Origin of the sequence: Phascolarctobacterium succinatutens CAG:287 (genome assembly GCF_000434895.1) — a bacterium.
Classification (GTDB): domain Bacteria; phylum Bacillota; class Negativicutes; order Acidaminococcales; family Acidaminococcaceae; genus Phascolarctobacterium_A; species Phascolarctobacterium_A succinatutens_A.
On sequence record NZ_FR892822.1, the window covers coordinates 35,006 to 48,960 of the forward strand.

The window sequence follows — 13,955 nt, forward strand, 5'->3', positions numbered from 1 at the left end:
AGGGCTCCTAGCAGTACGAGTATGTACGGCGTCGTCGCCCTTCCTCGTCTCCGGCATCTTCCCGGCTACCTAGAGAAGGAGAAAAATAGGTAAGACACCGTATACTTCGTCAAGGTCCTGGCGGTACTAATATGTACGGCGTTGTCGACCTTCCTCGTCTCCGGCATCTTCCCGGCTGCCTAGAGAAGGAGAAAAATAGGTAAGACGCCATATACTTCGTCAGGGCTCCAATCAATTTTATAATTCAAAGAAGGATGTATTTTAACTATGTTAACACGTATTATTACCGGTGTAATCGGTATTATTGCGGCAGTCGGCATTATCACTAAGGGTGGCATGCTTTTTAATGCTGCTGTTGCGGTTTTGGCTGCTGTGGCCTGGTACGAATACCACAAGATGGTAGAGAACAAGGGCTATCATGCCTACACGCTGACCGGCGGCGTGGGCGCACTGCTGATGGTGCTGGTTGCCGGTGCAGGCTATTATTTTGAGCTGGAGGGCGTTTATACGCTGGCATTCATTTTGATGCTCACAGCGCTGTTCTTCATTTTCAGCACGATTGAGGGCCTGTGGCTGCATTGCAACAGAGGCGAGCGGCATTGGGCAGAAAACAGTGCGCTTACTGCCTGGGGCATGCTGTACTGCGGTCTTTTGTTTGCGCACATTATTCTGTTGCGCACCTTTGACGGCGGTCCGCATATCGATTTGGGCTTCCGTGTATTTGAGTACGGCGAAATCTGCCTGTGGATTGTGCTTTTGGGCACCTGGGCCAGCGATACTTTTGCATATTTCTTCGGCCGTGCCTTCGGCAAGACTCCGTTCTGCAGCGTCAGCCCGAAGAAATCCTTTGAGGGCGCTGTCTGCGGCTTTGTCGGCTGCTTTGTGACTGTACTGTTTCTGTGCATTATCTGCTTGGGCATTGCCCTGTGGCATGCTGTGGCAGTGGCGCTGGCGGTGGCAATTTTTGCTCCGGTCGGCGATTTGATCGAATCCATTGTCAAACGCAGCTTTGATATCAAGGATTCCGGTAAGATTTTCCCAGGTCACGGCGGTGTGCTGGACCGTTTCGACAGCCTGCTGTTTACGGCACCGGTTGTGTATTATCTGCTGATGATTATCAGCGCTTTATCTATGTTTCAAGAATAGAGGATAGCAAATGAAGAATATTTCTATTTTGGGCAGTACAGGCTCTATCGGTCGTCAGACCTTGGAGGTTGCTGCTGCCAATCCTGAAAAGCTGAAGGTACGCGCGTTGGCTGCGCATAAAAGCGATGAGCTTTTGGAGCAGCAGATTAAGCAGTTTGAGCCTGATATTGCCGTTTTGACGGATAAGGACGCTGCTAAGCGCTTGGCTGACCGCTATCACGGCAAAACGGAAATCTTAGCCGGGGAGGAAGGCCTTCTGGCTGCTGCTACCTACGAGGGAGCGGATACGGTGCTTGGTTCCATGGTAGGCTATGCCGGCCTGCGTCCGACGTTGGCTGCTATTGCCTGCGGCAAGAACATTGCGCTGGCCAATAAGGAAACACTTGTTGCTGCCGGCAGCATTGTTATGGAGGCTGTGCGTAAGCACGGTGTAAGCCTGACTCCTGTGGACAGTGAGCACAGCGCTATTTTCCAATCTCTGCGCGGCGGTACGGAAAAGGAAGTCAAGCGCCTGATTATTACGGCGAGCGGCGGTCCCTTCCGCGGTAAAAAACGCAGTGAGCTGGAAAATGTAACGCTGGCGCAATGCCTCAATCACCCAAACTGGAGTATGGGGCAGAAGGTAACGCTTGATTCCTCTACATTGGCCAATAAGGGCCTGGAGGTTATGGAGGCACATTGGCTGTTTGATATGCCCTATGATAAAATTGCGGTTGTTGTACATCCGCAGAGCATTGTACACAGTCTGGTAGAATTCTGCGACGGCAGTGTGATTGCGCAGCTGGGTGTGCCTGATATGCGTTTGCCGATACAGTTCGCTTTGAGCTGGCCGGAACGCTATAATTACAGCTTTGAACAGCTTGATCTTGTTGCTGTGGGTAATCTTACCTTTGAAGCACCTGATTTAGAAGCATTTCCTTCCTTGAAGATTGCTATTGACTGCGGTAAGGCCGGTGGCACTCTGCCCTGTGCCTTCAATGCTGCCAACGAGGAGGCTGTATATGCCTTTTTGGCAGGCAAAATTAAATATCTGGATATCCCGTATATCACTGCTACGGTTACAGCGCAGCACAACAATGTTCTGCGTCCGCAGCTGGAGGATATTGAAGCAACGGATGCCTGGGCGCGTGCTGCTGCCAAAGGGGTTATTGCTAAATTATAGACTGAAGGCCGGCAAAGCTTGCCGACTATCGTAAGGAGGTAAAATGCTAACAATATTAGCCGCTGTTTTTGTTTTTGGTGTGCTGGTTACGGTACATGAATTCGGTCATTTTATTACGGCGAAGCTCACAGGTATGCGTGTTGATGAATTTGCCATTGGCTTCGGTCCTAAGCTGTATCAGCAAAAGGACGGCGATACTCTGTACAGCCTGCGGGCTATTCCGTTGGGTGGCTATAATAAAATCGCAGGTATGGATCCCGATGATCCGCCTGAACCAGGAACCTTTAAATCTAAGCCGATACCGTCCAGAATGCTGGTTATTCTGGCAGGTGCGCTGATGAATTTCCTGTTGCCTATTATTCTTTTCAGCGGTATTTTTATGCTGGAGGGCAGACAGGAGCTGGTGAATGAGCCAATCTTGGGCACTGTTGTAGACGGCATGGCTGCGGAAAGAGCAGGCCTGCGTAACGGCGACCGCATTCTGACGATTAACAATAAGCCTGTCGCTACCTGGACTGAGGTTATTACCAATTTGCGTGCGAGCGGAACTAATCCGGTAACGCTGACTGCAGAAAGTAAGGGAGCTGTAAAAAGCTACACTATGACTCCGGTGTATGACAAGGAGGCCGGCCGTCCTTTAATCGGCATCAGCCCCAAGTTCAACAAGGTAAGTCTTGGCTTTTTTGGCTCGATTAAAGAGGGCTGCGTCTATACCAAAAATATTATCGTTTCCATGCTGAATGGTCTGTACAAGATTGTTTCCGGTAAGGCTCCGGCTGAGGTGGCCGGTCCTATCGGTGTGGCGCAGATGGCCGGTCAGGTGGCGGAAAAGGGCATGCTGCCGTTGATTACCTTTGTTGCCTTTTTGAGCATCAACCTGGGCGTTATCAACCTGCTGCCGCTGCCGGCACTTGATGGCGGACACTTTGTACTGCTGCTTTTGGAAGGCCTGCGCGGCAAACCGCTCGGCAGCAAGGCTATGACTAACATCCAGATGGTTGGTATTGCGCTGATTTTAGCGCTGACAGTATTTTCCACCTTTAAGGATATAACACGTTAAGAGGTGAACGAAAGTGATAGAACGTAGAAAAACCCGCCAGCTGCACGTAGGCAGCGTGGCTGTGGGCGGCGATGCTCCGATTGCCGTTCAGTCTATGACTAACACACATACAGACGATGCTGCTGCAACCTTGGAGCAGATTCAGCGTCTGGCAGATGCAGGCTGCGATATTATCCGCTGTGCCGTGCCTGATATGGCAGCGGCGGAGGGCCTGAAAACAATTTGTAAGGAAAGTCCGATTCCTGTCATTGCCGATATTCATTTTGATTATAAGCTGGCTTTGACAGCGATTGAAGCAGGCGTTGACGGCCTGCGCTTAAACCCCGGCAATATCGGCGGTGAGGAGAAGGTGCGCGCTGTGGTGGAAGCAGCGAAGGAACGCAATATTCCTATCCGCATCGGTGTTAACGCCGGCTCTCTGCCGAAGGATTTGCTGGAAAAATACGGCCATCCCACCGCGGAGGCTCTTGTGGAGGCGGCTTGGCGCCACGTCCGCATTCTCGAAGCGATGGATTACCGTAACATTAAGATTTCACTCAAAGCGCATGATGTGCCGCTGACACTGGAGGCTTATCGTCTGATGGCAGCGCAGTGTGATTATCCGCTGCATGTCGGCATCACGGAGGCAGGCACCGTCAACAGCGGTATTATCAAATCCGCAGTAGGCATCGGCACGCTGCTTGCCGAAGGCATCGGCGATACTATCCGCGTTTCTCTGACCGGTGACCCGGTGAACGAGGTGCGTGTGGCCTATGACATCCTGAAATCCCTTGGTCTGCGTGAGCACGGACCGACGTTAATCAGCTGTCCTACCTGCGGACGTACCCGCATCAGCCTGGAAAAGCTGGCACTGGAGGTTGAACGCCGTCTGGCAGGCATTGAAGAACCCATTACAGTTGCCGTTATGGGCTGTGTGGTCAACGGACCCGGTGAAGCACGTGAGGCTGACGTCGGCATTGCCGGCGGCATCGGCGAGGGACTTGTTTTCCGCAAGGGTGAAATCCTGCGTAAGGTTCCCGAAGATCAGCTTGTAAGCGAGCTGTTTGCTGAAATAGATAAAATTTTACTTGAGAGGAAGGTATCCCGTTAATGAAAGTTTCTAAAATGTATGCACCCACTCTGCGTGAGGTTCCGTCCGAGGCTGAAATCCCGAGCCATCAGCTGCTGCTGCGTGCCGGTTTTATGCGTAAATCCACCAATGGCATGTACACCTATCTGCCGCTGGCTTGGCGTGTTATTAAAAAAATCGAAAATATTATCCGTGAAGAGATGGACCATGCAGGCTGCCAGGAAATCATGATGCCGATTATGCAGCCGGCAGAAATCTGGAAGGAAAGCGGCCGTTGGGACGCTTACGGCGCAGAAATGGTACGCTTGAAGGACCGTCACGGCCATGAATACTGCCTTGGTCCTACCCACGAGGAAATGGTTACTACCCTGGTTAAGAACGATGTACGTTCCTACCGTCAGCTGCCGCTGAACCTGTATCAGATTCAGGACAAATTCCGTGACGAACGCCGTCCGCGCTTCGGCCTGATGCGCAGCCGTGACTTCATCATGAAGGATGGCTATTCCTTCGACCGTGATGAAGCAGGTCTGGACGTTTCCTATAAGGCGATGTATGATGCTTATGACAAAATCTTTACCCGCTGCGGTCTGAACTTCCGTCCGGTAGAAGCAGACAGCGGTGCTATTGGCGGTACCGGCAGCCATGAGTTCATGGTGCTGGCAGACAGCGGTGAAGCAGAAATTACCTACTGCACCAAATGCGATTACGCTGCCGATATCGAAAAGGCAGAGCTGTACCCGCTGGAAGCTCCGGCAGAAGAAATGCAGGAGCTGAGCGAGGTTGAAACTCCGAACTGCAAGACTATTGCCGATGTTTGCGCTTTCCTTAACGCTCCGATTGAAAAATCCGTAAAGGCTGTTGCTTACCAATGCGAAAAAGGCCTGGTACTGTGCTTCGTTCGCGGTGACCACGAGGTTAACGAAACCAAAGTACAAAACACCGTAGGCGCAGTTGAGCTGGAAATGGCAGAGGCAGAGCTGCTGGCTAAAGCCGGCACTGTTGGCGGTTACATGGGACCTGTAGGCCTTGACCCCGAAAAGGTTATTATCGTTTGCGATGCAACCGTTATGAATATGCACAATGTTTGCTGTGGTGCTAACCATGAAGGCTTCCACTACATCAACGCTAACCCGGGACGTGACTTCACTCCGACCTACGTTGCCGATATCCGTCTGATGGCTGAAGGCGATCCCTGCCCGCACTGCGGCGCTCCGATTGCTAAGGCTCGCGGCATTGAAGCAGGTCAGGTATTCAAGCTGCACACCAAATACAGTGCAGCTATGAAATGCACCTATCTGGATGAAAACGGCAAAGAGCAGCCGATGGTAATGGGCTGCTACGGTATCGGCGTAGGCCGTACTATGGCTGCCTGCGTTGAACAGAGCCATGATGTCGACGGTATGATCTGGCCTGTTGCTATCGCTCCGTATGAAGTGCTTGTTGTACCTGTAAACGTAAAGGATGAAGCATCCTTCGCTAAGGCTGAGGAAATCTATAACGAGCTGCACAAGGCAGGCGTTGAGGTTGTTATCGACGACCGCAAGGAGCGTCCGGGCGTAAAATTCAAGGACGCAGATTTAATCGGCTATCCGCTGCGCGTAGTTGTAGGTCCTAAGACTCTGCAGACCGGCGAGCTGGAAGTAAAAGTTCGTAAGACCGGCGAAGTAAGCATGCTGCCGTTGGATAGTGACTATATCGCTGCTATCAAGGAGATGCTGCAAAAGCTGTAAAAATAACTCAGTTCCCGTGTCTGCGCCCGGCGCAGGCAGAGGGAACGGAAGCTGTGAGGTGATACTGGCATGGATTTGATTAATACTTCTTTTTTGCATAACAAAGAGGTTGTTATGGTTATCAGGCTGGTTGTTGCTGCAATTCTCGGTGGTATTGTCGGTATAGAAAGAGGCAGTGGCGACCGTCCTGCCGGTTTCCGTACACATATTCTTGTGTGCGTGGGCTCGGCGCTGTTTATGCTTGTTTCGCTTTACGGCTTTGATGATGTTTATCCTCAGACTGCCAAGCTGGAGGAGGATATCGGCCAACGCCGTGACTCGGCGCGTATTGCAGCCCAGGTTGTCAGCGGCATAGGCTTTCTCGGCGCAGGCACCATTCTGCACGAGGGTTTAACTATCCGCGGTCTGACAACTGCTGCCAGCCTGTGGATGGTTTCCGCAATCGGTCTTGCTGCCGGCAGCGGTATGTACTTCCTCAGCAGCGTGGCAACCATTATCACTATGATAACTCTAGTTACCTTCCATACCTGGGAAAAGCGTTTTGCAGTCAACAGCCGCAGCGACCGCCAGTTTGTCCGCATTATTACTACCAACAGGTCGGGTGCTATTACCGATGTTACAGGGTTTCTGTCACTCAATGGTGTGCAGGTGAAATCGTTGAACGTTAAGCGTGATAAGGAAAAGAACCGTCTGGTGCTGGAGGTCTTTCTGAAGCTTGGCAAAACTGCGCCCGATGGCGGAGATATTGTCAAGGGGTTGCAGGGGATTGAGGGTGTGGTTGGTGTCGAAAACATGCGATAAGCGAGATAAGCGATAGTACGCCATCTGCGTTGTTGCGTCGCCTCGACGTACTAAAAGTACGCCGTCGGCATCCGCCCTGGCATCTGACGCACTCTAGCGTATCTCAGAAAAAAAGAGGAAGATAGCACGCCATCTGCGTTGTTATCCAATTCCTCCAACAACTTCTCACGTCATTATTAGGAAAGGATTTAATGTGAATAAAAAATATTGTCTGATTCCTGATGAAGAAAAATTTTATAGTTTTTTGGCTTCGCTGACCTTTTCCCCGGTGGAACTGATGCAGCTGAAGCTGATGCATATCAATCAGATTTGTGTAGACGAGTCTGCCTGTCAGTGGGAGGTACACTTCAGCTGTGCCGCCCATCTTACCGGCGGCTTGCTGCAGAAGGCGGCGCAGAAGCTTGCAGCCGCTTTTTCTTTGCAAAGTGTAGATATGATTTGCGACGGCGATGGCTCCAAATGCCAGGTGATGCAACGCGAGCCGCAGGCAGAGGTAGAGATTACCGACTGCACGGGCGAGCCGCTGCCGGAGGAAATTCCTTTACCTCCCGAGCCGCCGGATATTGAAATCGGCGAAACTCTGCCGCCGGAGCCTCCATGTGAAACGTCCTATAACAATCCGGAGGAGGATCCGGATTATTTGCAGGCGATGGCTGCCTTATACGGTGAAAAGAAGGCTGACGGCCAGCTGTGGGGCAAAAAAATCAAGGGCACACCGCGTAAGCTGGATACCGTGACTGAGGAAGAGCGCAACGTTGTTATTGAAGGTACCTTTGTCAAAAGCCTGGATAAGGACGGCGCGCTGCAGACCTTTATTGATAAGGAAACGCGCGTCGGTTCCATTGTGCTTACCTTTAACGTGAGCGATGATACCGGCGGTATTTTCGTTAAGCTGCGTTTTGACAAACGTGACGGCGGCGACCCGCGCAAGGAATGCAACGAGTTTAAAAATCTGCTGAAGCCCGGTATGCGCCTGCGTCTGCAGGGTGATGTTGCCCCCGACCGCTTTGCCTTTGACGAGATGTGCATGGTGCCTCGCGGCATTATGAAGCTCGATGCCAAGGAGGAGCGCATGGATAATGCCGAGGTCAAGAGGGTTGAGCTGCATTGCCATACGAAGATGAGTAAGCTTGATGGCCTGACGCCGATGGAGGGCTTGGTCAAGCAGGCTATCCGTTGGGGCCACAAGGCTTTGGCGATTACCGATCATGGCGTAGTGCAGGCCTTTCCGTTCTGCTTTGATGCGGCGGAAGGCAGTGACCTGAAGCTGATTTTCGGCATGGAGGGTTATCTTATCAGCGACCGCAAGACGAAGGACGATGCCGTTGATACGGAAAATCCCGATGCTGTGACTAAGGGCAAAAGCAAAATCAGTAGCCATCATATTATTATTTTGGCGAAGAATGAGGTTGGTCTGCGTAATCTGTACCAGCTCGTTACTATCAGCCACTTGCGTTATCTGAATAAGCGTCCTCTGCTGCCACGCGCCGTTATCGAGGAGCATCGCGAGGGCCTGATTTTGGGCTCGGCCTGCGAGGCAGGCGAGCTTTATCGTGCGGTGCGCTTAGGTGCGAGCGATGAGGAGCTGGAGGAAATCGCCGACTTTTATGATTATCTGGAGATTCAGCCTACGGGCAATAACCAGTTTTTAGTACGTGAAAATTACTGCACGGAGGAAGATTTGCGGGAGCATAACCGCAAAATCTATGAGCTGGGCAAGCGCTTAGGCAAGCTGACTGTGGCAACCTGCGACGTGCATTTCCTTAATCCTGAGGATGCGCAGCTGCGTGCGATTCTGCAGGCCGGTCAAGGCTACAAGGATGCGGATTTGCAGCCGCCGCTGTACTTGCACACTACGGAGGAGATGCTCGAGGAGTTCTCTTATTTGGGCGAGGATGCAGCCTACGAGGTTGTTGTTACCAATACCAATAAGATTGCGGATATGATTGAGCGTATTAAGCCTGTTCCCGACCGCGATCAGCTGTATTCACCTTCTATTCCCGGTGCGGAAGATGCCGTGCGTGATTTGTCCTATGCCAAGGCGCATGAATGGTACGGCGAAACGCTGCCGCAGATTGTTGAGGACCGCTTAAAGATGGAGCTGGATGCTATTATCGGCCACGGCTTCTCTGTATTGTATTACATTGCGCATAAGCTGGTTAAGCATTCTATCGACCGCGGTTACTTGGTAGGCTCGCGTGGCAGCGTAGGCTCGTCCTTTGTTGCTACGATGCTGGATATTACCGAGGTTAATGCGCTGAAGCCGCATTACCGCTGTCCGCATTGCCGTCACAGCGAATTCTTTATGAACAATGAGGTAGACAGCGGCTTTGACCTGCCGCCGAAGGATTGCCCAGAATGCGGAACCAGAATGCTGCGCGACGGTCATGATATCCCGTTCGCGGTTTTCCTGGGATTCCACGGTGATAAGGTTCCTGATATCGATTTGAACTTCTCCGGCGGTATTGATCCCGATGATCCGTCCGCTATGTCCGACCAGAGTGTGGCGCACAAGTACACCGAGGAGCTTTTCGGCCGCGACAATGTTTGCCGCGCCGGTACGATTGCGACCATCGCCAACAAAACGGCGATAGGCTTTATCAGAAAATATTACGAGGCCAAGAATCTGCATGTGCATCCTGCGCATGTGGCAGCGCTTGTCGAAGGCTTTGCCGGCATCAAGCGCACTACGGGCCAGCATCCCGGCGGCATCATGGTTGTGCCGCGTAATATGGATATCCATTATATTACGCCGATGAACCGTCCTGCCGATGATAAGGACGGCACTACGATTACTACTCACTACGATTATCACAGCATCAATGACCGTCTGGTTAAGCTGGATATTCTGGGCCACGATGATCCGATGGTTCTGAAGATGCTGGAAAAATATTTGCAGGAGGATGTAGATCCCCACTTTGATCCCAAGAAGATTCCTGTGGGCGATGAGGCAACGATGCGTATCTTCCAGGATACATCTTCCCTCGGCGTTACGCCGGAGCAGATTGACAGTGCCGTCGGCACCTTCGGTATCCCGGAATGCGGCACCAAGTTTGTACGTCAGATGATCAGCGACGTACAGCCGAAGAAATTCAGTGAGGTTGTGCGTGTATCCGGTTATTCGCACGGTACTGACGTATGGCTGAACAATGCGCAGGATTTGATTAAGGAAGGCAAGCCTGTTGCCGAAACCATCTCCACGCGTGACGACGTTATGACGCATCTTATTTCCAAGGGCGTGGAGCCCAGTCTGGCGTTTAAGACGATGGAGCACGTGCGTAAGGGCAAGGCGGCGAAAAAAGGTCTGGAGCCGAAAATGCTCGAGGCTATGCGCGCGGTAAATATTCCCGAATGGTATATCAAGTCCTGCGAAAAGGTGCAGTATCTGTTCCCGAAGGCGCATGCGGTGGCGTACGTTCTGATGGCGTACCGTATTGCTTATTGCAAGGTGCATTATCCCAAGGAATTTTATGCAGCGTATTTTACGGTGCGTGCCAAGGATTTTGATTATACCCATGTTTCCAAGGGCAAGGCTTATGTGAAGAATTTCATCAAGAATGTTTACCAGCAGGGCTTTAAGGCTTCGCCGCTGGATAAAACAACGGTTACTTATCTGGAGCTGGTTAATGAGATGCTGGAGCGCGGTCTGAGCTTTGATAAGATGGATTTATACAAGTCGGACCCGATTAAATTTCTGGTTACGGAAAACGGCCTGCGTCCGCCCCTGGCTGCCTTGGGCGGTGTAGGTGAAAACGCTGCCAAGAGCATTGCGGCTGCCAGGGATATTAACAGACCGTTTATCTCCCAGGAGGATTTGCGCTTGCGCTCGGGCGTCAATAAGAGCGTTATCGAAAAGCTGGCAGACATGGGCGTTTTGGGCGATTTGCCGGAAAATAACCAGATTGATTTGTTTGCCTGAGATAGGAGTTTTATATGCAAAAAATAATTTTGGCCTATAATTTTACGCCGGAGCGCTTGCAGGCGCTGAAGCTGATTTGTATGATGCTGCGCACGCAGCTGCATGCTGTGACGCGCGAGGAGCTACTGCAGCCTGTCGGCTATCTGGCAGGCTTGTCCGAGGTGGCGCCTGTCAGTGATGCTTACAGCGGTGACGAAGGGCAGGAGGAAATGCTGCTCATGTGCGGCTTCAGCCGTCAGGATTTGGACAGACTGCTGGCTGCCGTTAAAAAGGGTAAGCTGCGTCAGGTGGCGCTGAAGGCGATGCTGACACCAACCAACTGCACCTGGAGCGGCCTGCAGCTTTTGCAGGAGCTTAGCCAGGAGCATGCTTATATGCATGGTAAAAATGCAGGCAAATAAGCGAAATTGCCGCTGCCGGTAGTTTTACTGGCGTTAAAGCGCTTTCTTTGATATAATTAGGCATGATAAACTTTAGCTACATTTAGGAGGATAATAATAATGGCAAAAGATAGTTCCTTTGACGTTGTTTCCCAAGTTGATATGCAGGAGATGGATAACGCTGTTAATCAGGTTAAGAAAGAGATTGACCAGCGTTATGATTTCCGCGGCAGCAATGCTTCCATCGAGCTCGGTGAGAAGGAAGTAAAAATTGCAGCTGAGGACGAGTACAAGCTGGGCGCAATTTTAGATATGCTGCGCCAAAAAATGGCTAAACGCGGTATTCCTCTGCGTTGCCTGGTTCCGGGCAAGATTGAGCCCGCTGCCAAAGGTACTGTTCGCCAATCTCTGGAAATCCAACAGGGTATTTCCAAAGAGAACGGCAAAAAAATCGTGGCAGCTATCAAGGCTTCCAAGCTGAAGGTAACTGCTCAGATTCAGGATGACCAGGTACGTGTTGCAGGTGCGAAGAAGGATGACCTGCAGGCAGTTATCCAGCTGCTGAAGGCTGGCGATTTTGGCGTAGACCTGCAATTCATCAACATGCGCTAAGCATTCGTCCACGGTCAGGAAAGAGTGGAGCAAATGACAGAACACAAAGACTTTGACAAAAGTAAAATCAATGATAAAGAGCTGCTTAAGTATGCTTACAACTACAGCGAGGAGAGTTTACTGCACAAAATCAGTAAGTTTGGTGCTCATATAGGCCTGGAGCTGCTGTATAAGGTTGCTCAGCTGTGGTGCGTACTGCAGAAGCCGGAGGTTCCTGCGAAGGATAAGGCGTTGATTATGGGTGCCTTGGGATATTTAATCACTCCCCTGGATTTTCTGCCGGATTTGACGCCGGTGCTGGGCTACAGCGATGATCTTGTGGCAATTACTTTTGCACTGCTAAAGGTGCAGGGTTATATTGATGATGAGGTCAAGGCTGAGGCGAAGGCATTGTTGGCGAAGGTTTTTGATGGGAATGCTGTTGCGAAGCTTTGAGTGCTTTGGACTAAGGAGCGCTGCCGGAAGGCAGCGCTTTTTTTGCGCCAGCTTCCGGTGATGCAATGATTAATGCAACAGTTTAGCTTGCGTGTGCATAGGATACTGCTGTATAAACAAATATTGAACAATCATAGAGCAAGAGTAAAGCTTTAGCTGCGGCTAAGGCTTTTTTTTGTGCAAAATTACGCGCTATTTCTCCAGCTGCTAAAAATTAGTTATTAGCTTCTTCACCACAAAAAATAAAAAAAATCTTTCCTGCTTCGTGCCGCTTTGGCAAAAATACTGCAGATATATATAGTGAAGGAAGAAAAAACATGGCCTTAGCACATCAGAGGTTCAGTAATGCACGCACCTTTTTTTCCATGATATTTTAAATCCTTCAAAGTATAATCATGTTGAAATAAAAAATATCACAAAAGCAATGATAGACAGAAACTGTCACTGTCACTTGCTATACTGATATCAGCAAACAGAAAGGAGGAAGACATGCGACAAAAAGATATCTGTTTTATGCCCTTGGGAGGCGCTCAAAGAGTAGGCCGCAGCTGCTACTACCTGCGTCTGGGACAGAGTAACATCCTGCTCGATTGTGGCCTTCAGCGCATCAACGGAGCAACTTGTTCCCCGGATTTTCGCAGCCTGCTTACCTCGCGATTCATGGAAAGCATGCAGCAGCTTGACCACGTTTACATCTCCCATGCGCACACCGACCATGTCGGCTACCTGCCGCAGCTCATGCAGATGGCACCTCAGGCTTCCGTTTACATGACACTGCAGACCAAGCAGCTTGCCGAATACCGTCTGATTGCCAATAGCAGTCAGCAGGGAGCAGCCGAAGCTTCGCGTTTGTTAAGCAACGTTGCGCCTGTCAATTACCTGCAGAAAATCAAGCAGCGTGATTACACAGTCACCTTTTTCCCGGCGGGGCATATCCCCGGCGCTATGATGACACTGTTTGAATATGCAGGCCGCAAAATTCTCTACACTGGCGACTACTCATTGCAATCAGCCTTCGGTCTTGATGGCTGCTGGCTGCCAGATGACTTGGAGGTAGACGTATTGCTGATGTGTGCACTGCATGCCAAGCAGCCCTACAGTGTTCGTAAAAAGAACACACTTCCACAGCGCATCAGTGAGGTTATGAGCAACCTGCAACGTGGGCAATCTGTTTATCTGCAAGCCTTTGACCCTGGCAGAGTGCTGGAGCTCTTAATGGCGCTCAACCGCGAGATAGAGCAGAGCGGACAGGTTTATCCAATCTATCTTGAGCCGGAGGCCATGGCCGCCGTGCACGTGATGGAAAGCCTGCAGCTGCCGGTACTGCAGCAAAACAACTACAGCAGCTTTTATGCCGGTGCAGCACATCCGCACGTTGTTATCGGTACCAAGCGCAAGGAGCAGGTAAGCTGGCGTTATCGTATTTTTGGCAATGCCTATACGCTGCATGAGGATTACGGGGAAATGCTCAGCTTCATTCGCAGGCTGAACCCGCGTCAGGCCTATCTGGTGCATTGTGCCGAGGGCTATTATGGTCACACCGTGGAGCAGGAGCTCATGCGTGATGCCCAATGCCGTACTCAGGTAGTTTTTCCTGAGGAAGGCGACATTTATACAATTTAAGAATTAGGAGGTAGCATA

At 51.0% G+C, this 13,955-nt stretch carries 11 protein-coding genes; all 11 read left to right on the top strand.

Annotation, left to right across the window (positions count from 1 at the left end):
- The first annotated feature begins 267 nt into the window (after nt 1-267).
- The 11 genes from BN587_RS10325 to BN587_RS10375 all read left to right on the top strand — a co-directional run bounded on the left by BN587_RS10325 (nt 268) and on the right by BN587_RS10375 (nt 13,937).
- On the top strand, nt 268-1,146 hold the full coding sequence (locus BN587_RS10325) for a phosphatidate cytidylyltransferase (protein WP_021721061.1): 879 nt from the start codon (nt 268-270) through the stop codon (nt 1,144-1,146).
- Nucleotides 1,147-1,156: 10 nt separating this feature from the next.
- On the top strand, nt 1,157-2,308 hold the full coding sequence (locus tag BN587_RS10330; RefSeq protein ID WP_021721062.1) for a 1-deoxy-D-xylulose-5-phosphate reductoisomerase: 1,152 nt from the start codon (nt 1,157-1,159) through the stop codon (nt 2,306-2,308).
- A gap of 43 nt (nt 2,309-2,351) precedes the next feature.
- Nucleotides 2,352-3,368, top strand: a complete 1,017-nt coding sequence (gene rseP, locus BN587_RS10335) for an RIP metalloprotease RseP (RefSeq protein WP_021721063.1) — start codon at nt 2,352-2,354, stop codon at nt 3,366-3,368.
- A 13-nt stretch (nt 3,369-3,381) separates the two neighbouring features.
- The gene (gene ispG, locus BN587_RS10340; RefSeq protein WP_021721064.1) at nt 3,382-4,458 is read left to right on the top strand and encodes a flavodoxin-dependent (E)-4-hydroxy-3-methylbut-2-enyl-diphosphate synthase; all 1,077 of its coding nucleotides are present in this window, start codon (nt 3,382-3,384) and stop codon (nt 4,456-4,458) included.
- Nucleotides 4,458-6,167: a proline--tRNA ligase gene (locus tag BN587_RS10345; RefSeq protein WP_021721065.1), complete on the top strand. Its 1,710-nt coding sequence runs from the start codon at nt 4,458-4,460 to the stop codon at nt 6,165-6,167. Before ispG ends, BN587_RS10345 begins: the two co-directional genes overlap by 1 nt.
- 69 nt (nt 6,168-6,236) lie before the next feature.
- The gene (locus BN587_RS10350; protein WP_021721066.1) at nt 6,237-6,968 is read left to right on the top strand and encodes an MgtC/SapB family protein; all 732 of its coding nucleotides are present in this window, start codon (nt 6,237-6,239) and stop codon (nt 6,966-6,968) included.
- Between the two features lie 193 nt (nt 6,969-7,161).
- The gene (locus BN587_RS10355) at nt 7,162-10,887 is read left to right on the top strand and encodes a PolC-type DNA polymerase III (RefSeq protein WP_021721067.1); all 3,726 of its coding nucleotides are present in this window, start codon (nt 7,162-7,164) and stop codon (nt 10,885-10,887) included.
- Nucleotides 10,888-10,901: 14 nt separating this feature from the next.
- The gene (locus tag BN587_RS10360; RefSeq protein WP_021721068.1) at nt 10,902-11,288 is read left to right on the top strand and encodes a DUF3783 domain-containing protein; all 387 of its coding nucleotides are present in this window, start codon (nt 10,902-10,904) and stop codon (nt 11,286-11,288) included.
- A gap of 99 nt (nt 11,289-11,387) precedes the next feature.
- Nucleotides 11,388-11,879 (top strand): YajQ family cyclic di-GMP-binding protein, encoded by a 492-nt coding sequence (locus tag BN587_RS10365; RefSeq protein ID WP_009146299.1) that lies wholly within the window; start codon nt 11,388-11,390, stop codon nt 11,877-11,879.
- Nucleotides 11,880-11,912: 33 nt separating this feature from the next.
- Nucleotides 11,913-12,314 (top strand): YkvA family protein, encoded by a 402-nt coding sequence (locus BN587_RS10370; RefSeq protein ID WP_021721069.1) that lies wholly within the window; start codon nt 11,913-11,915, stop codon nt 12,312-12,314.
- A gap of 489 nt (nt 12,315-12,803) precedes the next feature.
- Nucleotides 12,804-13,937, top strand: a complete 1,134-nt coding sequence (locus BN587_RS10375) for an MBL fold metallo-hydrolase (protein WP_021721070.1) — start codon at nt 12,804-12,806, stop codon at nt 13,935-13,937.
- The last annotated feature ends 18 nt before the right edge of the window (nt 13,938-13,955 follow it).

Bases quoted from the DNA above. Each gene is read 5' to 3' on its own strand.
- BN587_RS10325 (WP_021721061.1), top strand. From the start codon at position 268: ATGTTAACACGTATTATTACCGGTGTAATCGGTATTATTGCGGCAGTC.
- BN587_RS10330 (WP_021721062.1), top strand. From the start codon at position 1,157: ATGAAGAATATTTCTATTTTGGGCAGTACAGGCTCTATCGGTCGTCAG.
- rseP (WP_021721063.1), top strand. From the start codon at position 2,352: ATGCTAACAATATTAGCCGCTGTTTTTGTTTTTGGTGTGCTGGTTACG.
- BN587_RS10345 (WP_021721065.1), top strand. From the start codon at position 4,458: ATGAAAGTTTCTAAAATGTATGCACCCACTCTGCGTGAGGTTCCGTCC.
- BN587_RS10350 (WP_021721066.1), top strand. From the start codon at position 6,237: ATGGATTTGATTAATACTTCTTTTTTGCATAACAAAGAGGTTGTTATG.
- BN587_RS10360 (WP_021721068.1), top strand. From the start codon at position 10,902: ATGCAAAAAATAATTTTGGCCTATAATTTTACGCCGGAGCGCTTGCAG.
- BN587_RS10365 (WP_009146299.1), top strand. From the start codon at position 11,388: ATGGCAAAAGATAGTTCCTTTGACGTTGTTTCCCAAGTTGATATGCAG.
- BN587_RS10370 (WP_021721069.1), top strand. From the start codon at position 11,913: ATGACAGAACACAAAGACTTTGACAAAAGTAAAATCAATGATAAAGAG.
- BN587_RS10375 (WP_021721070.1), top strand. From the start codon at position 12,804: ATGCGACAAAAAGATATCTGTTTTATGCCCTTGGGAGGCGCTCAAAGA.